The organism is Pseudomonas sp. WHRI 8519 (assembly GCF_040224055.2).
Classification (GTDB): Bacteria; Pseudomonadota; Gammaproteobacteria; order Pseudomonadales; family Pseudomonadaceae; genus Aquipseudomonas; species Aquipseudomonas putida_X.
Window position 1 is genome coordinate 5,344,333 of the sequence record NZ_CP167996.1, and the last position, 25,265, is coordinate 5,369,597.

Here is a 25,265-nt window from a genome sequence, read left to right on the forward strand (position 1 = left end):
TCAGTCTCCCTTCAGTCTCTGCCGCCACAGAATCCGCTGCGGCGCCTGTGTTTGAGCCGCTGGCACGGCATACACCGCCTCCAGCACTTGCCTGGCCGCGAGTTGCCGGCTGACTGCGGTCACTCGGTAAAGCGTGACGGGCTCATCCCCCGGCCGATGCGCGGCCAGGGTTGTCTGGCCAAGGTTCTGCAGTTGGAAGTAACCGCTCTGGCTGGCTTGCCATTGCCCCGGCAAGTCATGCGCGCGCGGGGGTGGCAGGCACGCCTGGCACAACCCAGGGGGCGCGCGCTGCAGTTCGGCCTCTGCGACCAGCAGCGTGGCTTCGGCCTGATCGAGTGCCTGCAAACCCTCGCGCAGGTAGCCGACCATGCGCGCTTCCACCAAGGCATCGCGCAACGCCGAAGCCGTCAGCAGGCCAAGCAAAAGGCTGAACACCAGCGCCAGCAGCAGGACCATGCCACGCTGGCGCTTCATGGCCGGGCAACCGGATTGCGGACCGCCACACTCATGCCGTAACGCTGTTCGATGCCCAGATCAGGATCGAACAATGTCAGTTGCACATCCACCCGCTGCCCCTCGGCGGTTTCGGCAGACTCAATGTGCAGTTCACGCACGTGGTCGACCAATGGCTGAGGGTTGTTGCGCCGCACGAACCTCAGCGTGCCGTCGTAGAGTTGGTAGTGGTGCCGGCTGATAGGAAAGGCCAACGGCAAGCTCGCGCTGTTCGCACGCCCCTTCTGCACCTCGGCGCTCTTGACGCAATCGGTGAGCAAGGTCCAGTCCGGGACCCCGGGGTGCCCTGGCAGTTCTGCCACTACCAGGCTCAGGCTTGCCGGGCCAACCAGCACAGGCCGCGCAAAAGCATCCCGCGCAGATGGGTCCTTGAAGTCCTCAGGCCTCAGGCGCAAACAACCGAACATGCCCGCCATACGGATATCCTGAGCCATGCGCAGCAATGCCAGACGGGCGTCCGCCTGCATGCGCAGCGCCGCAGATTGAAGGCGCCAGCCCTGGTGGGCCGAGATGAAAAGGTGGCTGGCTGCAGTCAGCAGCATCAGGCCGATGGCCAGCGCAAGCATCGTTTCGACCAGGCCGAAGCCACCGTGCTTACGCCTCATTGCCTCGGCACCTTCAGCGTGCCCGCGGCTCGGCCCCGTTCAAGCGATGTATGCGCGCCCAACGCATCCAGCATGTCGCGGCGCGCGCTGTCAGTGGCCTGCAATGCCTGAAGCTGCAACCCTGCAGCGGCGAACATGCCCAGTGCCACGACCGCTACGGCCAACAGTACCTCCAGAAGCGTCATGCCCCGTTGATTCGTGTGCATCCCTGCACCTCCTGCGATATTTCCCGCAATTGCCTTGCACCTGCTCGACTGGACCTCTTGCCTACCGAGCCTGAAGCTACAGCCAAGCACTTCCAGGGAGGAATGCACGGTGAAGCAACAGGGCGTAACACTGATACAAATGATGTTCGGGCTGGCTATGGCCGCGCTGCTGACCCAGCTTGGCGTGCCGGCCTACGCGAAATTGAGCGATGAGCTGCACAGCGCAGCAGTGGCCCGCAACTTGGCCCAGACGCTGCGTAGCGCACGCGGCCACGCGGCCCTGCAGAGCCAGGCGGTGGTGGTCCAGCCTTTGGATGATGATTGGGGCAAAGGTTGGCGCGTACTGCTGGAGCATAACCAGCAGTTGCTGCGCGAGTACCGACCGGCTCGGCCCCAGCGGGTGAAGGCCAATACTGGGAGCCAGATAAGGTTCAGCGCACTGGGTGTGCCGCTGGGAAAGAACAACAACTTGTCTGGGGGGCGGCTTGAGGTCTGTGAGGGTTCGTCTGCAACCAGCCGGCATCATGTTGTGCTGGCGACCAGCGGTAGGGTCAGCCTGCGCACGGGAGAACCGGAAGATTCCCTGTGCGCAGGCCGCTGATCAGATAAGTGAACGCACCCGTAGCTCTTTGGGCATGGAGAACGTGATGTTCTCGGGGCGCCCATCGAGCTCTTCAGCACCCGTGGCACCCCAGGCCTTGAGCTGGTCGATCACGCCCCGCACCAGCACTTCCGGGGCCGAAGCGCCGGCAGTTATACCGATCCGTGCCGCCTGGTCGAACCAGCCGCGTTGCATGTCCTCGGCACCATCGATGAGGTAGGCCGGGGTACCCATGCGCTCGGCCAACTCACGCAGGCGGTTGGAGTTGGAACTGTTGGGGCTGCCCACCACCAGCACCACGTCACACTCACCGGCCAGTTGCTTGACGGCGTCCTGGCGGTTCTGGGTGGCGTAGCAGATGTCGTCCTTGCGCGGGCCGCCGATGTTCGGGAAGCGCGTACGCAGGGCATCGATGACACGGCTGGTATCGTCCATAGACAGCGTGGTCTGGGTGACAAACGCCAGGTTGTCCGGGTCGCGCACTTGCAGTTGGGCCACATCGTCCTCGTCTTCGACCAGGTAGATGGCGCCGCCGTTGCTGGCGTCGTATTGCCCCATGGTGCCTTCGACTTCCGGGTGCCCTTCATGGCCGATCAGGATGCACTCGCGACCGTCACGGCTGTACTTGGCGACCTCGATATGCACCTTGGTCACCAGCGGGCAGGTGGCATCGAACACTTTCAGGCCGCGACCGGCGGCTTCCTGGCGCACGGCCTGGGAAACACCATGGGCACTGAAAATGACGATGACGTCGTCCGGTACCTGATCCAGTTCCTCGACGAAGATGGCGCCACGGCTGCGCAGGTCTTCCACCACGAACTTGTTGTGCACCACTTCATGGCGCACGTAGATCGGTGGGCCGAAGACTTCCAGCGCACGGTTGACGATCTCGATCGCCCGGTCGACCCCTGCGCAGAAACCGCGAGGGTTGGCGAGTTTGATTTGCATGCTCGGCTCCAGGCTTACAGGGCCTTCACCTCGAGGATCTCCACCTCGAAGGTAAGGGTCTTGCCTGCCAGTGGGTGATTGAAGTCGATGGTCACCTGGTTGTCATCGAACGCTTTGACCACACCGGGCAATTCGGTGTTGGCGGCATCGTTGAAAATGATCAGCAGCCCTTCGGACAATTCCATGCCCTCGAACTGGGACCGTGGCATGACCTGTACGTTCTGCGGGTTAGGCTGGCCGAAGGCATTCTCCGGGGCAACCACGACCGTGCGCTTGTCACCGGCCTTGAAGCCGAACAGTGCGGACTCGAAGCCCGGCAGCAGGTTGCCGTCGCCGACCTTGAAGGTGGCTGGGGCCTTGTCGAACGTGCTGTCGACGGTATCGCCGTTTTCCAGGTGCAGCGCGAAGTGCAGGGTAACTTCGGTGTTCTGGCCGATACGGGTGTCAGTCATGGACCGGATCCTCAGACTTCTTGCTCTTGAACATATCCAGCGCCAGCATCACCGCACCAACGGTGATGGCACTGTCGGCCACATTGAAGGCCGGGAAGTGATGAACGTTCTTCCAGTGCACCAGGATGAAATCCACCACATGGCCCAGCACGATGCGGTCGTACAGGTTGCCCAGCGCGCCACCGAGCACCAGTGCCAGCGCCACGGCCAGCCAGGTCTCGTTGCGCCCCAGGCGCTTGAGCCAGACCACCAGCACGGCGCTGACCACCACGGCGATCAGGGCGAACAGCCAGCGCTGCCAGCCAGAGCTGTCGGCCAGGAAGCTGAACGCCGCGCCGGTGTTGTAGGCAAGGGTCCAGCTGAAGTAGTCAGGAATGACCACGATCTGCTGGTACATGCTCAGGGCGTTGTTGAAATACAGCTTGGTGGCCTGGTCAACGACCAGGACCAGCAGGCTGAGCCAGAGCCATGCAAGGCGCCCGAAGCGCCCCACTGCAGGGTTAGGCATAGTGGCGCACCTCACCGGAACCGCTCAGGTTGTCGACGCAACGGCTGCAGATTTCCGGGTGCTCCGGATGGCTGCCGACGTCGGCGCGGAAGTGCCAGCAGCGGCCGCACTTGGTGTGGCCAGACTTGACCACTTTCAGCTTGAGGCCTTCGACTTCGGTGGCCACGGCATCGGCCGGCGCCTGCGCGAACGGCACCACGCTGGCAGCGGAGGTGATGAGAACGAAGCGCAGCTCATCGCCCAGCTTGCCCAGGTCGGCGCTAAGGCCTTCTTCGGCGAACAAGGTGACTTCGGCCTGCAGGTTGCCACCGATGACCTTGGCGGCGCGCTGGTTTTCCAGCTCCTTGTTGACCGCAGCCTTGACCGCCATCACGCGGTCCCAGTAAGCGCGATCCAGCTCGGTGCCTTCGGGCAGCTCGGCCAGGCCCTGGTACCAGCCGTTGAGCATGACCGACTCGTTGCGCTCGCCCGGCAGGTACTGCCAGATTTCATCGGCGGTGAAGGCCAGGATCGGCGCGATCCAGCGCACCAGCGCTTCGCTGATGTGGTACAGCGCGGTCTGGCAGGAGCGACGTGCAACACTGTTGGCGCCGGTGGTGTACTGCCTGTCCTTGATGATGTCGAGGTAGAAGCCGCCCAGCTCCTGCACGCAGAAGTTGTGGATCTTCGAGTAGACATTCCAGAAGCGGTACTCGCTGTAGTGCTCTTCCAGCTCGCGCTGCAGCAGCAGGGTACGGTCCACTGCCCAGCGGTCCAGGGCCAGCATATCTTCCGGGGCCAGCAGATCGCGGGCCGGGTCGAAACCGGACAGGTTGGAAAGCAGGAAGCGTGCGGTGTTGCGGATACGGCGGTAGGCGTCGGCGCTGCGCTGCAGGATCTGCTCGGAAACGGCCATCTCACCCGAATAGTCGGTAGCCGAGACCCACAGGCGCAGGATGTCGGCACCCAGGGTGTTGTTGACTTTTTCCGGCTCGATGGTGTTGCCCAGCGACTTGGACATCTTGCGACCGCTTTCGTCCACGGTGAAGCCGTGGGTCAGCAGTTCGCGATACGGCGCGTGGTTGTCGATGGCGCAACCGGTCAGCAACGAGGAATGGAACCAGCCACGGTGCTGGTCGGAGCCTTCCAGGTACAGGTCCGCACGCGGGCCGGTGGCGTGGCCGATGTCATGCGAGCCGCGCAATACGTGCCAGTGGGTGGTGCCAGAGTCGAACCACACGTCCAGGGTGTCGGTGATCTTGTCGTACTGGCCGGCTTCATCACCGAGCAGTTCGGCAGCGTCCAGCTTGAACCAGGCCTCGATACCTTCCTGCTCGACACGCTTGGCCACCGCTTCCATCAGTTCGACGGTGCGCGGGTGCAGTTCACCGGTCTGCTTGTGCAGGAAGAACGGGATCGGCACACCCCAGTTGCGCTGACGCGAGATGCACCAGTCCGGGCGGTTGGCGATCATCGAGTGCAGGCGCGCCTGGCCCCAGGCCGGGACGAACTGGGTGTCTTCGATGGCTTTGAGCGCGCGCTCACGCAGCGGCTCGCCGGTGTTGGGCTGCTTGTCCATGCCCACGAACCACTGCGCGGTGGCGCGGTAGATCAGCGGGGTCTTGTGGCGCCAGCAGTGCATGTAGCTGTGGCTGATGGTTTCGGTATGCATCAGCGCACCGACTTCGCTCAGCTTCTCGACGATGGCCGGGTTGGCCTTCCAGATGAACTGGCCGCCAAAGAATTCCAGCGACTCGACGTACACACCGTTGCTCTGCACCGGCGTGAGGATGTCGTCGTTGACCATGCCGTAGCGCTTGCAGGTGACAAAGTCGTCTTCACCGTAGGCTGGCGCGGAGTGGACCACACCGGTACCTGCTCCCAGCTCGACATAGTCGGCCAGGTATATCGGCGACAGACGGTCGTAGAAGGGGTGGCGGAAGTTGACCAGCTCCAGGGCCGAGCCTTGGGCGGTGGCGATGACCGAGCCTTCCAGGTCGTAGCGCTTGAGGCACGACTCGACCAGCTCTTCGGCCAGCACCAGCAGACGCTCGCCGGTATCGACCAGCGCGTACTTGAACTCCGGGTGGATGTTCAGCGCCTGGTTGGCGGGGATGGTCCACGGGGTGGTGGTCCAGATCACGATGGCAGCGGGCTTGGCCAAGGCCGGCAGGCCGAAGGCGGCAGCCAGTTTGTCGGCGTCGGCGACCGGGAAGGCCACATCGATGGTTTGCGACTTCTTGTCGGCGTATTCGACCTCGGCTTCTGCGAGCGCGGAGCCGCAATCGAAGCACCAGTTCACTGGCTTGAGGCCCTTGAAAACGAAGCCCTGCTTGACCATTTCGGCCAAGGCACGGATTTCACCGGCCTCGTTGGCGAAGTTCATGGTCTTGTACGGGTTGTCCCAGTCGCCCAGTACACCCAGGCGGATGAACTCGGTCTTCTGCCCTTCGATCTGTTCGGCAGCGTATTCGCGGCACAGCTCACGGGTGCGGTCGGCGGTCAGGTGCTTGCCGTGGGTGACTTCGACCTTGTGTTCGATCGGCAGGCCGTGGCAGTCCCAACCCGGCACGTAAGGCGCGTCGAAGCCCGAGAGGGTCTTGGAGCGGACGATCATGTCCTTGAGAATCTTGTTCAGCGCATGACCGATGTGAATCTTGCCGTTGGCATAGGGCGGGCCGTCGTGCAGGACGAACTTCGGACGATCCTTGCCAATTTCGCGCAGCTTCTGGTACAGGCCAATGCTGTCCCAGCGCTGCAGGATCTGCGGTTCGCGCTGAGGCAGGCCGGCCTTCATGGGGAAGGCGGTGTCCGGAAGGTTTAGCGTGGCTTTGTAGTCGGTCATTTCAGGCTCTTCGTTAGCGGTTGAGCGTGCCAATGTGCACGTGCGGCGGCGATATCCGCATCGATCGCCGACTTCAGCGCCTCCAGGGAGGCGAATCGCTGCTCTTCACGCAGCTTGTGGTGGAATTCCACCGTCAGGCGCCGGCCATACAGATCGCCGGCATAATCCAGTAGATGAATTTCAAGGTGCGGGCGGCCGTCACCGGCCACGGTGGGGCGCACCCCGATATTGCCAACCCCGGGCCAGGCCTTGCCGTCGATTTCGATGCTGGCCAGGTAGACCCCGGACAACGGCACACGACGCCGCTTGAGCTGGATGTTGGCGGTGGGCGTGCCGAGCTGGCGGGCCAGCTTCTGGCCGTGCAATACGCGCCCGGTAATGCTGTAAGGGCGGCCCAGCAAGTGCTCGGCGAGCTCGAAATTGCCTTCGGACAACGCCTGGCGCACCTCGGTGCTGCTGACCCGCAAGCCGTCCTGGATCACCGTGTTGGCGGCCTCGACGGTGAAGCCGTACTGCTTGCCGGCTTCGACCAGGAAGGTGAAATCGCCCGCGCGGTCGCAGCCAAAGCGGAAGTCGTCGCCCACTTCTAGGTGGCGCACGCCCAGGCCGTCGACCAGGATCGCCTTGACGAATTCGTCGGCGCTGAGTTGGCTCAGGCGCTGGTTGAACGCCAGGCACAAGACCCTGTCGATACCTTCGCCAGCCAACAGCTCGATTTTGTCGCGCAGGCGCGCCAGGCGAGCCGGCGCGGTGTCCGCAGCGAAGTACTCGCGCGGCTGCGGCTCGAAGATCACCACGCACGTAGGCAGGCCAAGCACTTGGCCACGCTCGCGCAGACGCGCCAGGATCGCCTGGTGGCCGCGGTGAACCCCGTCGAAGTTGCCAATGGTGGCGACACAGCCCCGGTGCTCGGGGCGCAGGTTGTGAAGACCTCGAACCAGCTGCATAACGCGCTTCTTGCTCATAAAGTGGCCGATTATAACCACACCCGGGCGCTGGTGACAGGCAGCAGCGCCTGGGTGCGGCGTGGAAAACGAAAAACCGACGCCTGACCCGCCTTGTAGCTCAGTGCAGGGCCTTACGGGCGAAATGCCGGGGCCTGAAGCCGCAGAGGTAAAGGCAACCGAAATAGGTCACGATGCCGGCCGTGATCAGTGCCCCAAGGCGGACGAAACGCTCGAACATGTTGCCTTGCTCCCACGCAGGCAGGTAATGCATGCCCACCAGCAGTACGGCCACCATCAGCGCCACCGCCAGCACCAGCTTGAGCAGGAACAGCGTCCAGCCCGGCTGCGGTTGGAACAGCTGCTGGCTGCGCAGCTTCCAGAACAGCAGGCCCGCATTCAGGCAGGCACCCAAGCTGATCGCCAAAGCCAGGCCGGCGTGCTGCAGCGGGCCGACCAGGGCCAGGTTGAACAGTTGGGTGCAGATGAGGGTGAAGATCGCGATCCGCACGGGTGTACGAATATTCTGCTGCGCATAGAAGCCCGGTGCCAGCACCTTGACCAGAATGATCGCCAGCAGGCCTACCGAATAGGCGATCAATGCCCGCTGGGTCATCGCCGCGTCGTAGGCGCTGAACTTGCCGTACTGGAACAAGGCAACGGTCAGCGGCTCGGCGAGTATCGCCAGGGCCAGCGTGCAGGGGAGCACGAGCAGGAAGCACAGGCGCAGGCCCCAGTCGAGAATCCGCGAATACTCCTCGCGATCCTTGTTGGCGTAGGTCTTGGCCAGGGTCGGCAGCAAAATGGTGCCAAGGGCCACGCCAAGTACGCCCGAGGGCAGCTCCATGAGGCGGTCGGCGTAGTACATCCAGGACACCGATCCGGCCACCAGGAAAGAGGCGAAGATGGTGTTGATGATCAACGAAATCTGGCTGACCGAAACACCGAGGATGGCCGGCAGCATCTGTTTGAGCACACGCCACACGCCTGTGTCACGCAGGTTCAGGCGCGGCAGCACGAGCATGCCGATTTTCTTGAGTGCCGGCAGCTGGTACAGCAACTGCGCCAGGCCACCGGCCAGCACGCCCCAGGCCAGCGCCATGATGGGCGGGTCGAAATACGGCGTGAGCAGCAGGGCGAAGATGATCATCGCCACGTTGAGCAGGGTCGGCGTGAAGGCCGGGACCGAGAAACGGTTCCAGGTATTGAGGATCGCGCCGACCAGTGACGACAGTGAGATCAGCAATATATAAGGAAAGGTCACCCGCAGCAGGTCGGTGGTCAGCTGGTATTTCTCGGCATTGTCCACAAACCCGGGGGCGGTAGCCCAGACCACCCAGGGTGCCGCTAGCACGCCAATCACCGTCACCAGGGCCAGGACCAGCGTCAGCAGGCCGCTGACATAGGCGATGAAAGTGCGCGTCGCCTCCTCGCCCTGCTGGGTCTTGTATTCGGCAAGGATTGGTACGAACGCCTGGGAAAAGGCCCCCTCGGCAAAAATCCGCCGCAGCAGGTTGGGCAGCTTGAAGGCGATGAAAAAGGCGTCGGTAGCGATGCCGGCGCCGAAGACACGGGCCAGGATGGTGTCACGCACGAACCCCAGCACCCGGGAAATCATGGTGATGGAGCTGACTGCAGCCAGGGATTTGAGCAGGTTCATCGAAAAGATTCACGCCAAGGGCAGAGGACGCTGCCAGACAGCGTCCGAATGTGCGATACTCCCGCGCCTTCGCAGGGGAGCCAAAAATTCCCGAGTTTACAGGTCGTGCAGCAGAAAGGAATATTTCCCTCCTGTTGGTGCACCGCTCGGCGGAACCCTGCAGGTGGCCTTGACATCCGCTCAACTGATCGGCATGATTCGCGGCCTATTTTGTTTGCTATTTACCTAAAGTCTTTCGAGGAGCTCGACGGTGGCCAACACACCTTCCGCCAAGAAACGTGCAAAACAGGCTGAGAAGCGTCGCAGCCACAACGCCAGCCTGCGTTCCATGGTCCGCACCTACATCAAGAATGTAGTCAAAGCCATCGACGCAAAAGACGCCGAAAAAGCGCAAGCCGCTTACGTTCTGGCTGTACCTGTAATCGACCGTATGGCCGACAAAGGTATCATCCACAAGAACAAAGCTGCTCGCCACAAAGGCCGTCTGAATGGCCACATCAAGGCGCTGAAAGAAGCTGCAGCTGCCTAAGCGACGCTTGTCGAAAAACCGACCCTAGGGTCGGTTTTTTATTGCCTGCGATTTGGTGATGCTTGTGTCGCCTGTTGTGGCCTCATCGCCGGCAAGCCGGCTCCCACAGGGATTTGCGCCGAGCTTTAGAAATGGGTAAGACCGTTGCTTGCTCAGGTAAAGCCCAGACCTGAAGAACTGCACGGTCGAGGTGGGAGCCGGCTTGCCGGCGACGGGCTGCGCAACAGCCCCCATAACGGAGCTGCACGCTCGTCGGGATCAGCGAGCATCTGGGTCCGCTTTGCGGCCCATCGCCGGCAAGCCCGGCTCCCACATGGACTGCGCCGGCTTTTAGAAAGTGGGCAAAACGGTTGCTTCATTCAATCAATGAGGGCCGCAGCGCGGCCCCTTCCCTACTTGGCGATCTGAATCTTCGGGGCCCACTGTAGCCAGGCGTCCTCAGGCTTGTCGAACAAGGCAAAGGTCTGCTGCGGCCGCGCCGGATTGCCCATCTGCTCGCCATCGGGCGTGGCGAAGGCAATCCCACCGTCGATGAGGGTCTCCAGCGACTCGGTGCGTACCGTGGCGCCTTTGAACAGGCCCCAATCGAAACCGAAACCGCTGCTATTCCAGAACCGGCTGCCACCGCGCACCAGTGCGGCATAGCGCGGCTCGATCAGGATGTGAATGAGCACGCGGTCGGCCGTCTGCCCCAATTCGAAGCCCGTTACCTTACCCACCGCGACCTCGCGGTAGGTCACCGGCACGCCCGGCTTGATCGACCCCCTGCGCGGCGCGCTAAGCGTCAAAGGCAGGCCGACTTCCACCCCGGTGACCTCAGGCGCGTCAGCCAAGGCGATGAAATCACGCTGCGGGCCTTTGTCCTTCACAGCCGGCTGCACTTCCAGGTACTGCCCGCCAATCAGGGTATCGAGGTTTTCGGTACGCACCAGGCCAAGGGCCGGTTTGACCACCCAGAACTGCGTGCCAGCACGGGCGATGCGGTCTGCCGCTTCGGTGATACGTGCGCGCAGCAACACAGCCTGCAGGTCCTTGGTCAGGTCGACACTCTCGATACTGCCAACATCCAGGCCACGGAAACGGATGGGCGTGCCCGGCTTGAGGCCGTCAGCACGATCTACACGGATGGTAATCAGGGTGCCGGCACGGTTTACCGCCTCCTGGCTCTCATGCAGGCGGAACCTTGGAATATGACGTTTGAGCGGTACGTTCGGCGTTGGCGTGTCAAAGGCGATACCACCAGCCATCAGGGTCTGCAGCGACTCACTCTTTATCTTGATGCCCGACAGGCCACCGGTGAGGGTGATGCCACTGACGTTCCAGAAGCGAGAAGAGCCATTGACCAGGTTCTCGTACTCTTTTTCGATGTGCACTCCGATCAGGATGCGGCTGCTGTTGCGGGCAAACTGGTAGCTCTGCACGCTACCCACCTTGACCTGGCGATACATCACCGGGCTGCCGACCTCCAGCGAGCCCAGCGTATCGGCGAACAGCACCATGTGCAGCCCAGGCGCCTTGAGGTCCAGCGGCGGTGCCTTGGCCCTTGCTTCGAACTCGCGCTGCGGGGCGGCCCCCTTTTCACCGGGGCGGATGGCAATGTAGTTACCCTTCACCAAGGCCTCCAGGCCTGTGATACCCGCCAGGGAAATGGAAGGCTTGACCACCCAGAACTGCGTGCCATCGACGAGATAGTCTTCGGTCAGGGGGTCCAGGGTCAGTTCAGCCATTGCGCTGCCGAGGTTGTCCTCCATCTTCAGGGCCTTCAGCGAACCGACTTGAATACCTTTGTACATGACCGGGGTGCGCCCCGCCTGCAGGCCCTCATAGTCGCTCAGCTTGACCTTCACACGGATACCCGCCTGGGCGGCATCGAAGTCTTCGTACAAGCGGAACGGCAGGCTCGGGTCGGTTGGCGGGCTATCCTTGCGGTGCTCCGGCGTAGCGAAGGCGATGCCACCCGCAACGATGCTGGAGAGGGACTCGCTGCGTACCTTTACCCCCGACAGCCCGGCATCGATGCTGATGCCGCTGGCATTCCAGAAGCGCGTATGTTTGCGCACCAGGCTGGCATAAGCCGGCTCGATGAACACTTTGACCTCGACCGTGCTCTGGTCCTCTGACAGGCGATAGCTCTTTACCCGGCCAACCTGGATCTGCTTGTAGAATATAGGGCTGTCACGGTTGAGCGAGCCCAGGCGGTCTGCTTTGAGCGTAAGGTGCAGGCCCGGTTCGCTGTCCGAAAGCGGTGGCGCCACCTTCAATGCCTTGAAGCGCTTGGTTCGCTCACCTTCACCCGGGCTGACGGCAATGTAATTGCCTGACACCAAGGTCTCCAGACCCGAGATACCTGCGAGCGTGACACTGGGCTTGACCAGCCAGAAGCGTGTGCCCTTGGTCAGGTGAGGCTCTGCATCTTTGTTCATCTCGATGGTGGCGATGACACCTTGGTTTTCACCCTCGGCATCGAGCACCAGGCTTTTGACCTTGCCCACAGGCATGCCTTTGTAGATGACTTCGGTTTTGTTGGCGACGATACCCTCACCGCTCTCGAAACGAACTTCGATCTCTACACCCGCATCACGGTAGGCCTGCCAGGCCAGCCACCCTCCAATCATCAAAGCGATCAGCGGCAGAATCCAGATGGCCGACCAGTTGGAGGCGGGCCGGGTTTTAGCCGTTGGCATGTCACTCATGGTCGTCATCCGACTCCGTGTTATCCCAAATCAGTCGGGGATCGAAAGTTAAAGCAGCGAGCATCGTGAGAATCACCACAGTAGCGAAGGCGACAGCGCCCAAGTTGGCTTCGACACTGGCAATACGGCCGAAATTCACCACCGCCACCAAGATGGCGATGACGAAGATGTCCAGCATTGACCAGCGTCCTATGAACTCGATGAACCGATACATCAAAATGCGTTGCCGCGCTGACAACGGCTGGCGGCGCTGCACCGAATACAACAACAAACCGATGCCCACCAGTTTGAAGGTGGGCACCAGAATACTGGCAATGAACACCACTGCGGCAATGGGCACCATGCCATGCTTGAGCAGCGTAATGACGCCGGACATGATCGTGTCCGGGCTGCCCTGCCCCAATGTACTGACAGTCATGATCGGCAGCACGTTGGCAGGTATGTAGAGGATCGAGGCAGCGATGAGCAGCGCCCAGGTACGGACGATACTGTTGGGCCGACGCGCATGCACAATCGCGCCGCAGCGCGTGCAGGCCTGCGACTTGCTCTCGGGATCCTGTCGATTCAGTTCATGACACTCATTGCAGACCACAATGCCCGCATCAATCGCCCGCATGCAGATCCTCCCCCGACAGCGCACTCCAGATCTGGTGTGGAGACATCACCACTTCAAGCCAAACCTGGATCAGCAACAGGCTGATGAAGCAAAACAACCCTAGCCCTATGGTCAGCTCGGCAAGGTCGACCAGTTTCACGATGGCGACCAGCACGCCCATGAAGTAGACCTCAAGCATGCCCCAGTCTCGCAAATGATGATAAATGCGATAAATCAGCAGCCCATAGCTACGCCCAACGTTCAGGCGGATGCTCAGTAGCACCAAGAGCTGGCACATCAGTTTGAGAAATGGAACCGCCATGCTGCACAGGAACACCACGACAGCGACACCGCGCATTTCGGAGTTGTACAAGCCCAGCACGCCACTCCACACCGTGTCGTCTGACGTCTGGCCAAGCAGGTGCAACTGCATGATCGGCAGGAAGTTGGCAGGCACGAACAGCAACAGCGCGGTCAGCGCCAGTGCCAGGCTGCGGTTGACTACGTTGTGCCGGTGAGCGTACAGCTCATAACCACAGCGGGGGCACTGGGCCTTCTCATTGTGTTGCAGTTGGGGCTTGCGCATCAGCAGGTCGCATTCATGGCACGCGACCAACTCGTCCAGCGGCAACTGCTCTAGCGCTTGAGTTTCGACTGGGTTGGGCATCTCGAGGTTCTGAATAGATACGTGGGCTCTATTCTAGTGATACAGCTCGAAATGTGGGAGCCGACTTTCGAGCAACAGAGCCGGAAAGACAAAACCCCTACCTGCTCGCGCAGATAGGGGTTTTGCGAAATGAATCTTGACGATGACCTACTCTCACATGGGGAAACCCCACACTACCATCGGCGATGCATCGTTTCACTACTGAGTTCGGGATGGGATCAGGTGGTTCCAATGCTCTATGGTCGTCAAGAAATTCTGTAGCCAGAATGTCCAGATGGACAGCCCAGCGAATCCGGATATGCGATATTTGTGGTTCGTTGCGAACTTTCGGTTCGTATCATCTTCACCACCACAATCTGCAGCAGCAAATTGCTTGGGTGTTATATGGTCAAGCCTCACGGGCAATTAGTATTGGTTAGCTCAACGCCTCACAGCGCTTACACACCCAACCTATCAACGTCGTAGTCTTCGACGGCCCTTTAGGGGATTCAAGATCCCAGTGAGATCTCATCTTGAGGCAAGTTTCCCGCTTAGATGCTTTCAGCGGTTATCTCTTCCGAACATAGCTACCCGGCAATGCCACTGGCGTGACAACCGGAACACCAGAGGTTCGTCCACTCCGGTCCTCTCGTACTAGGAGCAGCCCCTCTCAAATCTCAAACGTCCACGGCAGATAGGGACCGAACTGTCTCACGACGTTCTAAACCCAGCTCGCGTACCACTTTAAATGGCGAACAGCCATACCCTTGGGACCGGCTTCAGCCCCAGGATGTGATGAGCCGACATCGAGGTGCCAAACACCGCCGTCGATATGAACTCTTGGGCGGTATCAGCCTGTTATCCCCGGAGTACCTTTTATCCGTTGAGCGATGGCCCTTCCATACAGAACCACCGGATCACTAAGACCTACTTTCGTACCTGCTCGACGTGTTTGTCTCGCAGTCAAGCGCGCTTTTGCCTTTATACTCTACGACCGATTTCCGACCGGTCTGAGCGCACCTTCGTACTCCTCCGTTACTCTTTGGGAGGAGACCGCCCCAGTCAAACTACCCACCATACACTGTCCTCGATCCGGATAACGGACCTGAGTTAGAACCTCAAAGTTGCCAGGGTGGTATTTCAAGGATGGCTCCATGAGAACTGGCGTCCCCACTTCAAAGCCTCCCACCTATCCTACACAAGCAAATTCAAAGTCCAGTGCAAAGCTATAGTAAAGGTTCACGGGGTCTTTCCGTCTAGCCGCGGATACACTGCATCTTCACAGCGATTTCAATTTCACTGAGTCTCGGGTGGAGACAGCGCCGCCATCGTTACGCCATTCGTGCAGGTCGGAACTTACCCGACAAGGAATTTCGCTACCTTAGGACCGTTATAGTTACGGCCGCCGTTTACCGGGGCTTCGATCAAGAGCTTCGCTTGCGCTAACCCCATCAATTAACCTTCCGGCACCGGGCAGGCGTCACACCCTATACGTCCACTTTCGTGTTTGCAGAGTGCTGTGTTTTTAATAAACAGTCGCAGCGGCCTGGTATCTTCGACCGGCATGAGCTTACGGAGCAAGTCCTTCACCCTCACCGGCGCACCTTCTCCCGAAGTTACGGTGCCATTTTGCCTAGTTCCTTCACCCGAGTTCTCTCAAGCGCCTTGGTATTCTCTACCTAACCACCTGTGTCGGTTTGGGGTACGGTTCCCAGTTATCTGAAGCTTAGGAGCTTTTCTTGGAAGCATGGCATCAACCACTTCGTCGCCTAAAGGCAACTCGTCATCAGCTCTCGGCCTTGAGATCCCGGATTTGCCTAAGATCTCAGCCTACCACCTTAAACTTGGACAACCAACGCCAAGCTGGCCTAGCCTTCTCCGTCCCTCCATCGCAATAACTGGAAGTACAGGAATATTAACCTGTTTTCCATCGACTACGCTTTTCAGCCTCGCCTTAGGGACCGACTAACCCTGCGTCGATTAACGTTGCGCAGGAAACCTTGGTCTTTCGGCGTGCGAGTTTTTCACTCGCATTGTCGTTACTCATGTCAGCATTCGCACTTCTGATACCTCCAGCAAGCTTCTCAACTCACCTTCACAGGCTTACAGAACGCTCCTCTACCGCATCACCAGAGGTGATACCCGTAGCTTCGGTGCATGGTTTGAGCCCCGTTACATCTTCCGCGCAGGCCGACTCGACTAGTGAGCTATTACGCTTTCTTTAAAGGGTGGCTGCTTCTAAGCCAACCTCCTAGCTGTCTAAGCCTTCCCACATCGTTTCCCACTTAACCATGACTTTGGGACCTTAGCTGACGGTCTGGGTTGTTTCCCTTTTCACGACGGACGTTAGCACCCGCCGTGTGTCTCCCATGCTCGGCACTTGTAGGTATTCGGAGTTTGCATCGGTTTGGTAAGTCGGGATGACCCCCTAGCCGAAACAGTGCTCTACCCCCTACAGTGATACATGAGGCGCTACCTAAATAGCTTTCGAGGAGAACCAGCTATCTCCGAGCTTGATTAGCCTTTCACTCCGATCCACAGGTCATCCGCTAACTTTTCAACGGTAGTCGGTTCGGTCCTCCAGTCAGTGTTACCTAACCTTCAACCTGCCCATGGATAGATCGCCCGGTTTCGGGTCTATACCCAGCGACTAAACGCCCTATTAAGACTCGCTTTCGCTACGCCTCCCCTATTCGGTTAAGCTCGCCACTGAATATAAGTCGCTGACCCATTATACAAAAGGTACGCAGTCACCTAACAAAGTAGGCTCCCACTGCTTGTACGCATACGGTTTCAGGTTCTATTTCACTCCCCTCTCCGGGGTTCTTTTCGCCTTTCCCTCACGGTACTGGTTCACTATCGGTCAGTCAGTAGTATTTAGCCTTGGAGGATGGTCCCCCCATGTTCAGACAAAGTTTCTCGTGCTCCGTCCTACTCGATTTCATTGATAAGAGATTTTCGTGTACGGGGCTATCACCCACTATGGCCGCACTTTCCAGAGCGTTCCACTAATCTCAAATCAACTTAAGGGCTGGTCCCCGTTCGCTCGCCACTACTAAGGGAATCTCGGTTGATTTCTTTTCCTCAGGGTACTTAGATGTTTCAGTTCCCCTGGTTCGCCTCTTGCACCTATGTATTCAGTACAAGATACTCAGCTTATGCTGAGTGGGTTCCCCCATTCAGAGATCTCTGGATCACAGTCTGTTTGCCGACTCCCCAAAGCTTATCGCAGGCTACCACGTCTTTCATCGCCTCTGACTGCCAAGGCATCCACCGTATGCGCTTCTTCACTTGACCATATAACCCCAAGCAATCTGGTTATACTGTGAAGACGACATTCGCCGAAAATTCGCATGTTGCTCTTTCGAGCAGAACTCACAAATTTTACCTTAGCCTGATCCACCAGCAGTGAAACTGGTGTTCAGTCTATTTCTATCACATATCCGAATTTTTAAAGAACGATCTGACAAAAGCCAGAAATCAACATTCATCACCGAATGTTCATTTCTAAGTTCTGAAAGCTGTACAACCTGAAAGAGTGGTGGAGCCAAGCGGGATCGAACCGCTGACCTCCTGCGTGCAAGGCAGGCGCTCTCCCAGCTGAGCTATGGCCCCGTATTTTCTAGGCCGCACCAAGTAATTGGTAGGTCTGGGCAGATTTGAACTGCCGACCTCACCCTTATCAGGGGTGCGCTCTAACCAACTGAGCTACAGACCTATAACAGGGTCGCGTTACAGCATCGTCTTTATACAAAGAATCAAGCAATTCGTGTGGGAGCTCATCAGCAGGCTGATGTCGTCGATTAAGGAGGTGATCCAGCCGCAGGTTCCCCTACGGCTACCTTGTTACGACTTCACCCCAGTCATGAATCACACCGTGGTAACCGTCCTCCCGAAGGTTAGACTAGCTACTTCTGGTGCAACCCACTCCCATGGTGTGACGGGCGGTGTGTACAAGGCCCGGGAACGTATTCACCGCGACATTCTGATTCGCGATTACTAGCGATTCCGACTTCACGCAGTCGAGTTGCAGACTGCGATCCGGACTACGATCGGTTTTGTGAGATTAGCTCCACCTCGCGGCTTGGCAACCCTCTGTACCGACCATTGTAGCACGTGTGTAGCCCAGGCCGTAAGGGCCATGATGACTTGACGTCATCCCCACCTTCCTCCGGTTTGTCACCGGCAGTCTCCTTAGAGTGCCCACCATAACGTGCTGGTAACTAAGGACAAGGGTTGCGCTCGTTACGGGACTTAACCCAACATCTCACGACACGAGCTGACGACAGCCATGCAGCACCTGTGTCAGAGTTCCCGAAGGCACCAATCCATCTCTGGAAAGTTCTCTGCATGTCAAGGCCTGGTAAGGTTCTTCGCGTTGCTTCGAATTAAACCACATGCTCCACCGCTTGTGCGGGCCCCCGTCAATTCATTTGAGTTTTAACCTTGCGGCCGTACTCCCCAGGCGGTCAACTTAATGCGTTAGCTGCGCCACTAAAATCTCAAGGATTCCAACGGCTAGTTGACATCGTTTACGGCGTGGACTACCAGGGTATCTAATCCTGTTTGCTCCCCACGCTTTCGCACCTCAGTGTCAGTATCAGTCCAGGTGGTCGCCTTCGCCACTGGTGTTCCTTCCTATATCTACGCATTTCACCGCTACACAGGAAATTCCACCACCCTCTACCGTACTCTAGCTTGCCAGTTTTGGATGCAGTTCCCAGGTTGAGCCCGGGGCTTTCACATCCAACTTAACAAACCACCTACGCGCGCTTTACGCCCAGTAATTCCGATTAACGCTTGCACCCTCTGTATTACCGCGGCTGCTGGCACAGAGTTAGCCGGTGCTTATTCTGTCGGTAACGTCAAAACACTAACGTATTAGGTTAATGCCCTTCCTCCCAACTTAAAGTGCTTTACAATCCGAAGACCTTCTTCACACACGCGGCATGGCTGGATCAGGCTTTCGCCCATTGTCCAATATTCCCCACTGCTGCCTCCCGTAGGAGTCTGGACCGTGTCTCAGTTCCAGTGTGACTGATCATCCTCTCAGACCAGTTACGGATCGTCGCCTTGGTGAGCCATTACCCCACCAACTAGCTAATCCGACCTAGGCTCATCTGATAGCGCAAGGCCCGAAGGTCCCCTGCTTTCTCCCGTAGGACGTATGCGGTATTAGCGTTCCTTTCGAAACGTTGTCCCCCACTACCAGGCAGATTCCTAGGCATTACTCACCCGTCCGCCGCTGAATCAAGGAGCAAGCTCCCGTCATCCGCTCGACTTGCATGTGTTAGGCCTGCCGCCAGCGTTCAATCTGAGCCATGATCAAACTCTTCAGTTCAATACTGCTTGGGTTTTTAAGAAACCCTAAACTTGGCTCAGCAATCTCAAATGACTATGTGATTTCTCGCATGGTCACTTGTGATGCTGATAATCTTTTTGACTATCAGTCCGTACTCACAAGCACCCACACGAATTGCTTGATTCGATTTGTTAAAGAGCGTTTGGTTAAGAGCGTTTCGTCTCAACCGAGGCGCGCATTCTACGCTTTCCTCAGAGCCTGTCAAGCGTTTATTTTGAAGTTTTTTGCGAGAAACTCGTTTAGCTTCAAACACTTGGCTCGCTTCGATCTCTCGTAGCGGGAGGCGAATAATACAGCGTTTAAAAGCGCTGTCAACCACCATTTCAACCGCTATCGATCAGATGACCGAAGCACCTCCAGCACTACCTGGATTAAGCAACTCATTGAATTTCAAGGAGTTTCTCGTTCCGACTACGCTGGAAGTGGGGCGCATTATAAGGGGATTCGAGAACGCGTCAAGGCTTAATTCCAATAAACTTCACAATCGCTGCAAAACAAAGCGGGGAGGCCTGACGGCCTCCCCGCTGCGCTTCTCACGTCTTAAAGGCTAGGGAAGGCAAATTGCGACGCCTCGTGGCTCGCACGTTGCGGCCACCGCTGGGTAATCGCCTTGCGACGGGTATAGAAGCGTACGCCATCCGGCCCATAAGCATGCAGGTCGCCAAACAGCGAGCGCTTCCAGCCGCCAAAGCTGTGGTAGGCCACCGGCACCGGCAGCGGCACGTTCACGCCAACCATACCCACTTCGATCTCATCACAGAACAGGCGTGCCGCTTCACCATCACGGGTGAAGATGCAGGTCCCGTTACCATACTCGTGATCGTTGATCAGTTGCATGGCCTGCTCCAGGCTGTTCACGCGCACCACGCACAGCACTGGGCCGAAAATCTCTTCTTTATAGATGCGCATTTCTGGCGTCACCTTGTCGAACAGAGTGCCGCCCACGAAGTAGCCATCTTCATTACCCGCCACACGCAAACCACGGCCATCCACCACCAGCCTGGCGCCAGCAGCAACACCTTCATCGATGTAGCCCACTACCTTGTCACGGGCTGCGGCAGTCACCAGCGGCCCCATGTCCAGGCCACAAGAGGTGCCAGCACCGATCTTCAGCGCCTTGATCTGCGGCTCCAGCTTGGCGATCAGCGCATCGGCAACCTGGTCGCCCACACACACCGCCACCGAAATAGCCATGCAACGCTCGCCGCACGAACCGTAGGCCGCGCCCATCAGTGCGCTGACCGCGTTGTCCAGGTCGGCATCGGGCATCAGCACTGCATGGTTCTTCGCCCCGCCCAGTGCCTGGACGCGCTTGCCGCGCTTGGTACCTTCGGCATAAATGTACTCGGCGATCGGGGTCGAACCCACAAAGCTCAGCGCTTTAACTTCCGGCGCCTCGATCAGCGCGTCCACGGCTTCCTTGTCACCGTGCACCACGTTGAGGATGCCCTTGGGCAGGCCGGCCTCCAGCAGCAACTGGGCAATGTACAGGGTGGAACTTGGGTCACGCTCGGACGGCTTGAGGATAAAGGCGTTACCGCAAGCGATGGCCAACGGGTACATCCACAGGGGAACCATGGCCGGGAAGTTGAACGGCGTAATACCGGCGACCACACCCAGCGGCTGGAAGTCGGACCAGGCGTCGATGTTCGGGCCGACGTTACGGCTGTATTCACCCTTGAGCACCTCAGGTGCCGCACAGGCGAACTCGACGTTCTCGATACCGCGCTTCAGTTCGCCCGCAGCGTCTTCCAGTGTCTTGCCATGCTCTTCGCTGATCATCTGCGAGATGCGTGCCTCGTTCTGCTCCAGCAGCTGCTTGAAACGGAACATCACCTGGGCGCGCTTGGCCGGGGGGGTGTTGCGCCAGGCAGGGAAAGCTGCCTTGGCAGAGTCGATCGCTTCCTGCACGGTCGCGCGGCTGGCCAGTTCGACCTTGCGCACGGCCTGGCCGGTGGACGGGTTGAAGACATCGGCGGTGCGCTCGCCCTTGGAAACCAGCTCGCCGTGGATCAGGTGCTGAACAATGCTCATGCAAAACTCCAGATAAAGAAGGTTGATGCTGGCGCGCTAACAGCTCGCGCGCCTTACGTCAGAATCAGAAAGATCAGTCGATCTTGTTCAGCGCCTCACCGACCGCGTCGAACAGGCGGTCCAGTTCCTGCGGCTGGGTGTTGAAGGTTGGGCCGAACTGCAGGGTATCGCCGCCGAAGCGTACGTAGAAGCCGGCTTGCCACAGCTTCATCGCGGCTTCATACGGACGCACAATGGCATCGCCATCCCGGGCCGCGATCTGGATCGCGCCGGCCAAGCCGTAGTTGCGGATGTCGACGATGTTCTTGGTGCCCTTGACGCCGTGCAGCAGCTTCTCGAAGTGCGGTGCCAGTTCGGCGGCCGACTGCACCAGATTTTCCCTTTGCAGCAGATCGAGCGCGGCGATACCCGCAGCAGAGGCAACCGGGTGGGCCGAGTAGGTGTAGCCGTGGGGGAATTCCACAGCATATTCCGGGGTCGGCTGGTTCATGAAGGTCTGGTAGATCTCGCTGCTGGCGATCACTGCGCCCATCGGAATGGCGCCATTGGTGACCTGCTTGGCGATGCACATCAGGTCAGGGGTCACGCCAAAGGCCTCGGACCCGGTCATGGCGCCCATACGGCCGAAGCCGGTGATCACTTCGTCGAAGATCAGCAGAATATTGTGCTGGGTGCAGATTTCACGCAGGCGCTTCAGGTAGCCCTTAGGCGGCGGCAGAACACCCGCCGAACCTGCAAGCGGCTCGACAATCACAGCTGCGATGTTCGAAGCATCGTGCAGTTCGATCAGCTTGAGCATCTCATCTGCCAGGGCGATGCCGCCCTCTTCCGGCAGGCCTTTGGAGAAGGCATTGACCGGCAGCACAGTGTGCGGCAAATGGTCGACGTCCAGCAGTTGGCCAAACATCTTGCGGTTGCCGTTTACGCCACCCAGGCTGGTACCGGCGATGTTCACGCCATGGTAACCGCGGGCTCGGCCAATGATTTTGGTCTTGGTGGCCTGGCCCTTCAGGCGCCAGTAGGCACGGACCATCTTCAGCGCGGTATCGGCGCACTCGGAACCGGAGTTGGTATAGAAGACGTGATTCAGGTCGCCAGGGGTCAGCGCGGTGATCTTCTCGGCCAGCTGGAACGAAAGTGGATGACCGAATTGGAAAGCAGGCGAGTAATCCAGCGTTCCAAGCTGACGCGCCACCGCCTCGGTGATTTCCTTGCGGGTATGCCCGGCACCGCAGGTCCAAAGGCCCGACAAGGCATCGAAGATCCTGCGCCCTTTGTCATCGACCAGATAATTACCTTCGGCCGCCACGATCAGGCGTGGGTCGCGATGGAAATTGCGGTTGGCGGTGTAAGGCATCCAGTGCGCATCCAGCTTGAGCTGGCTTGCGATACCGGCAGGGGCGGTTTCGGGCATGTTCATCGGCGGTTCCTCGAAAAACGAATAGGCAACGATGGATGTTGTTGCAGCTAAATTCGCACGTGGATAAAGTCTGAAAAAGACTACTTTTCTAATCTTCAGGTAGCGCAAGACTAAACTTATGAGCCGACGCCCCGACCCACTCGCTCAAGTCAGCGATTTCGACATCCGCCTGCTGAAGATCTACCGCAGCGTAGTAGAGTGCGGCGGCTTCTCGGCTGCCGAAAACGTGCTTGGCATTGGCCGCTCAGCCATCAGCCAGCAGATGAACGACCTCGAACAGCGTTTGGGCCTGCGCCTGTGCCAGCGTGGCCGCGCCGGCTTTTCGCTGACCGAGGAAGGCCGCGAGGTCTACCATTCGGCGCTGCAACTGCTCAGCGCCCTGGAAACCTTCCGCACCGAAGTCAACGGCCTGCACCAGCACCTGCGCGGAGAACTGAACATCGGCCTGACCGATAACCTGGTGACCCTGCCGCACATGCGCATCACCCATGCATTGGCCGAGCTCAAGGATCGCGGCCCCGAGGTACGCATCCAGATCCGCATGATCGCCCCAAGCCAGGTCGAGCAGGGTGTGCTCGATGGCAGCCTGCATGTCGGCGTGGTGCCGCAAACCAGCCCGCTATCGGGCCTTGAGTACCAGCCGCTGTACAGCGAACGCTCGCTGCTCTATTGCGCGGTCGGCCACCCGCTGTTCTATGCCGACGATCAGCAGATCGACGAAGCCCGCCTCAACAGCCAGGAGGCGATCGCTCCGACCTTCCGTTTGCCCGCCGAAATCCAGGCGCTTTATCAGGCCCTGAACTGCACCGCCAGCGCGTCGGACCGTGAGGGCATGGCATTTCTGATCCTTACCGGCCGCTACATCGGCTACCTGCCCGACCACTACGCCACGTTCTGGGTCCAGCAAGGCCGGCTGCGCGCCCTCAAGCCCTCACAGCGCTTCTATGACCTGAGCCTGAGCTGGGTAACCCGCAAAGGGCGACGGCCGAATCTTGTGCTGGAAAGCTTCCTCGAGAGCCTGGCTGCGACACGCTGATGCCTGCTTGTGACGCTAATGCTTGTTACTTGAGCGCAGGAAGGTAATCTTGTCCGACATCCGTTGCCACAGACCTGTACGGAATCGTCCATGACCCTAGAAGTCCCTGCGCATCGCCTTTCCGCCTCGGGCAAGCCCGCCGGCCGCATCCGCCAGAAGAACGAACAGGCCATCATCCAGGCCGCCGAAGACGAATTCGCCCGCCATGGCTTCAAGGGCACAAGCATGAATACCATTGCGCTCAAAGCCGGCTTGCCCAAGGCCAATCTGCATTACTACTTCACCAACAAGCTCGGTCTGTACATTGCCGTGTTGAGCAACATCATCGAGCTCTGGGACAGCACCTTCAACGCCTTGAGCATCGATGACGATCCAGGCGTTGCGTTGAGCCATTACATCCGCACCAAGATGGAGTTCTCCCGGCGCAACCCGCAAGCTTCCCGGATATTCGCCATGGAGGTGATCAGCGGCGGCAGTTGTCTGACCGAGTACTTCAGCGCCGACTACCGCGAGTGGTTCCGTGGCCGGGCGGCGGTATTCGAGGCGTGGATCGCAGCAGGCAAGATGGACCCGGTAGACCCGGTTCATCTGATATTCCTGCTCTGGGGCAGCACCCAGCACTATGCCGACTTCGCCACCCAGATCTGCCAGGTTACCGGCCGCAGCCGCCTGACCAAGCAAGACATGGAAGATGCGAGCAACAACCTTATCCACATCATCCTCAAGGGGTGCGGCATCACGCCGAGTGCCTGACATCTACTTATGCCTTCTACCCTGCTCGACCTCTGCGAGTTTCGCGAGGAAATCCGCAAGAGCCGCTTCATCACCCTCGCCGGCCCGATATCCAGCGCCACCGAGGCGATGAGTTTCATCGAACGCCACAGCGACTTGGCTGCCACCCACAACTGCTGGGCCTGGAAGCTGGGCGGGCAGTATCGCAGCAGCGATGATGGCGAACCTGGCGGCACGGCCGGCAGGCCAATCCTGGCTGCCATAGAAGCCCAGGACTGTGACCAGGTCGTGGTATTGGTGATCCGCTGGTACGGGGGCATCCAGCTAGGCACCGGCGGCCTGGCCCGGGCTTATGGTGGCGGTGCCAACAAGTGCTTGCAGCAGGCGCCGAAAAGGCTGCTGGTGCAACGAAGCGAGTACAGCTGCAGCTGCAGCTTCAGCGAACTGGCCCTGGTCAAACTGCGCCTGGCCGAAGTCGACGGACTCGTGCTGGAAGAGCGGTTCACCGCCAATGGGGTGGACCTGCACATTGCGGTCGGCGAGGCGCACACCGGTGCGCTGCAACAGCAACTGGCCGACCTCAGCCGCGGGCGCATCCTCTTGGAAGCCCGCTGACCTTTGCCCACAACAACTGTGGGCCTGCCTGTGGATAAGCTTGGGGCACTCCGATGCAGGCCACGCCCTTCATGGCCTGCAGAGCATTGAGCATTTTTTGATCATAGTAGGATAAAAGGCTCGGTCGGCTGAGCCGTGGTGAGTTATCCCCAGTCATGCCCCCCCTATCACCAAGGCCGCCTGGCATCTTGCGCACATTAACTGTGGAACAGCCTGTGGATAACCCGTTAGCCAACAAGCGAAGCCCCCGGGCCCGCACGGCCAAACACTATTGATCATTTCTTGACCACGCGTGATGCGGCGCATGACGCCAGTCTGCAGTATGCTCAAATCCTTTTCCCT

The 25,265-nt window shown here is 59.3% G+C and carries 19 protein-coding genes, 2 tRNA genes and 3 rRNA genes; 5 read left to right on the forward strand and 19 right to left on the reverse strand.

The window, feature by feature from the left end; translation table 11 throughout:
• The 3 genes from ABRP30_RS24460 to ABRP30_RS24470 are packed head-to-tail and all read right to left on the reverse strand — an operon-like array spanning window position 1 to window position 1,324.
• Entirely contained in the window at window positions 1-474 is a 474-nt protein-coding gene (locus ABRP30_RS24460) for a hypothetical protein (protein ID WP_267818909.1), read from the reverse strand.
• Entirely contained in the window at window positions 471-1,118 is a 648-nt protein-coding gene (locus ABRP30_RS24465) for a prepilin-type N-terminal cleavage/methylation domain-containing protein (RefSeq protein ID WP_349976620.1), read from the reverse strand. The genes ABRP30_RS24460 and ABRP30_RS24465 overlap by 4 nt, the downstream gene beginning before the upstream one ends.
• Complete coding sequence (locus ABRP30_RS24470) at window positions 1,115-1,324, reverse strand: prepilin-type N-terminal cleavage/methylation domain-containing protein (protein WP_349976621.1); 210 nt, start codon at window positions 1,322-1,324, stop codon at window positions 1,115-1,117. Before ABRP30_RS24470 ends, ABRP30_RS24465 begins: the two co-directional genes overlap by 4 nt.
• A gap of 109 nt (window positions 1,325-1,433) precedes the next feature.
• Between ABRP30_RS24470 and ABRP30_RS24475 the strand changes: the two genes are divergently transcribed.
• Window positions 1,434-1,925 (forward strand): GspH/FimT family pseudopilin, encoded by a 492-nt coding sequence (locus ABRP30_RS24475; RefSeq protein WP_349976622.1) that lies wholly within the window; start codon window positions 1,434-1,436, stop codon window positions 1,923-1,925.
• Here the strand turns inward: ABRP30_RS24475 and ispH are convergent, their stop codons facing one another.
• The 6 genes from ispH to murJ all read right to left on the reverse strand — a co-directional run bounded on the left by ispH (window position 1,926) and on the right by murJ (window position 9,261).
• Window positions 1,926-2,873 carry a 4-hydroxy-3-methylbut-2-enyl diphosphate reductase gene (gene ispH, locus ABRP30_RS24480; RefSeq protein WP_241807162.1) on the reverse strand — a complete coding sequence of 316 codons (948 nt, stop codon included), beginning with the start codon at window positions 2,871-2,873 and terminating at the stop codon, window positions 1,926-1,928. It abuts the gene before it with no gap.
• Between the two features lie 14 nt (window positions 2,874-2,887).
• Window positions 2,888-3,325 carry an FKBP-type peptidyl-prolyl cis-trans isomerase gene (gene fkpB, locus ABRP30_RS24485; RefSeq protein ID WP_103445784.1) on the reverse strand — a complete coding sequence of 146 codons (438 nt, stop codon included), beginning with the start codon at window positions 3,323-3,325 and terminating at the stop codon, window positions 2,888-2,890.
• Window positions 3,318-3,833 (reverse strand): signal peptidase II, encoded by a 516-nt coding sequence (lspA, locus tag ABRP30_RS24490; protein WP_241807161.1) that lies wholly within the window; start codon window positions 3,831-3,833, stop codon window positions 3,318-3,320. The genes fkpB and lspA overlap by 8 nt, the downstream gene beginning before the upstream one ends.
• Entirely contained in the window at window positions 3,826-6,657 is a 2,832-nt protein-coding gene (gene ileS / locus ABRP30_RS24495) for an isoleucine--tRNA ligase (protein ID WP_267818925.1), read from the reverse strand. Before ileS ends, lspA begins: the two co-directional genes overlap by 8 nt.
• Window positions 6,654-7,604: a bifunctional riboflavin kinase/FAD synthetase gene (ribF, locus tag ABRP30_RS24500; protein WP_349976623.1), complete on the reverse strand. Its 951-nt coding sequence runs from the start codon at window positions 7,602-7,604 to the stop codon at window positions 6,654-6,656. Before ribF ends, ileS begins: the two co-directional genes overlap by 4 nt.
• A gap of 118 nt (window positions 7,605-7,722) precedes the next feature.
• Complete coding sequence (gene murJ, locus ABRP30_RS24505) at window positions 7,723-9,261, reverse strand: murein biosynthesis integral membrane protein MurJ (protein ID WP_349976624.1); 1,539 nt, start codon at window positions 9,259-9,261, stop codon at window positions 7,723-7,725.
• A gap of 250 nt (window positions 9,262-9,511) precedes the next feature.
• Here murJ and rpsT point away from each other — a divergent pair, with 250 nt between their 5' ends.
• Window positions 9,512-9,790 (forward strand): 30S ribosomal protein S20, encoded by a 279-nt coding sequence (rpsT, locus tag ABRP30_RS24510; RefSeq protein ID WP_003247625.1) that lies wholly within the window; start codon window positions 9,512-9,514, stop codon window positions 9,788-9,790.
• Between the two features lie 392 nt (window positions 9,791-10,182).
• Here the strand turns inward: rpsT and ABRP30_RS24515 are convergent, their stop codons facing one another.
• The 10 genes from ABRP30_RS24515 to ABRP30_RS24560 all read right to left on the reverse strand — a co-directional run bounded on the left by ABRP30_RS24515 (window position 10,183) and on the right by ABRP30_RS24560 (window position 22,540).
• Window positions 10,183-12,483, reverse strand: coding sequence for a PqiB family protein (locus ABRP30_RS24515; RefSeq protein WP_267818932.1), 2,301 nt, complete (start codon window positions 12,481-12,483; stop codon window positions 10,183-10,185).
• A complete protein-coding gene (locus ABRP30_RS24520; protein ID WP_267818934.1) occupies window positions 12,476-13,099 on the reverse strand; it encodes a paraquat-inducible protein A in 624 nt (207 codons plus the stop codon). Before ABRP30_RS24520 ends, ABRP30_RS24515 begins: the two co-directional genes overlap by 8 nt.
• The gene (locus ABRP30_RS24525; protein WP_267818936.1) at window positions 13,086-13,745 is read right to left on the reverse strand and encodes a paraquat-inducible protein A; all 660 of its coding nucleotides are present in this window, start codon (window positions 13,743-13,745) and stop codon (window positions 13,086-13,088) included. Before ABRP30_RS24525 ends, ABRP30_RS24520 begins: the two co-directional genes overlap by 14 nt.
• Window positions 13,746-13,879: 134 nt before the next feature.
• A 5S ribosomal RNA gene (gene rrf / locus ABRP30_RS24530) occupies window positions 13,880-13,995 on the reverse strand.
• Window positions 13,996-14,129: 134 nt separating this feature from the next.
• Window positions 14,130-17,021, reverse strand: a 23S ribosomal RNA gene (locus tag ABRP30_RS24535).
• Between the two features lie 242 nt (window positions 17,022-17,263).
• Window positions 17,264-17,339: transfer RNA gene (locus ABRP30_RS24540), tRNA-Ala, on the reverse strand.
• 26 nt (window positions 17,340-17,365) lie between these two features.
• Window positions 17,366-17,442: transfer RNA gene (locus ABRP30_RS24545), tRNA-Ile, on the reverse strand.
• Window positions 17,443-17,528: 86 nt separating this feature from the next.
• Window positions 17,529-19,065 (reverse strand): 16S ribosomal RNA (locus tag ABRP30_RS24550).
• Together the 16S, 23S and 5S rRNA genes with 2 tRNA genes alongside form the textbook arrangement of a ribosomal RNA operon.
• Window positions 19,066-19,626: 561 nt before the next feature.
• On the reverse strand, window positions 19,627-21,120 hold the full coding sequence (locus ABRP30_RS24555; RefSeq protein ID WP_241806144.1) for a CoA-acylating methylmalonate-semialdehyde dehydrogenase: 1,494 nt from the start codon (window positions 21,118-21,120) through the stop codon (window positions 19,627-19,629).
• A 73-nt stretch (window positions 21,121-21,193) separates the two neighbouring features.
• Window positions 21,194-22,540 carry an aspartate aminotransferase family protein gene (locus ABRP30_RS24560; RefSeq protein WP_349976242.1) on the reverse strand — a complete coding sequence of 449 codons (1,347 nt, stop codon included), beginning with the start codon at window positions 22,538-22,540 and terminating at the stop codon, window positions 21,194-21,196.
• A gap of 118 nt (window positions 22,541-22,658) precedes the next feature.
• Between ABRP30_RS24560 and ABRP30_RS24565 the strand changes: the two genes are divergently transcribed.
• The 3 genes from ABRP30_RS24565 (at window position 22,659) to ABRP30_RS24575 (ending at window position 24,923) form a co-directional block, all read left to right on the forward strand.
• Entirely contained in the window at window positions 22,659-23,576 is a 918-nt protein-coding gene (locus tag ABRP30_RS24565) for a LysR family transcriptional regulator (RefSeq protein WP_267818940.1), read from the forward strand.
• 90 nt (window positions 23,577-23,666) lie between these two features.
• Entirely contained in the window at window positions 23,667-24,329 is a 663-nt protein-coding gene (locus ABRP30_RS24570) for a TetR/AcrR family transcriptional regulator (protein WP_267818943.1), read from the forward strand.
• Between the two features lie 9 nt (window positions 24,330-24,338).
• Window positions 24,339-24,923 (forward strand): YigZ family protein, encoded by a 585-nt coding sequence (locus ABRP30_RS24575; RefSeq protein ID WP_267818945.1) that lies wholly within the window; start codon window positions 24,339-24,341, stop codon window positions 24,921-24,923.
• Window positions 24,924-25,265: the final 342 nt, after the last annotated feature.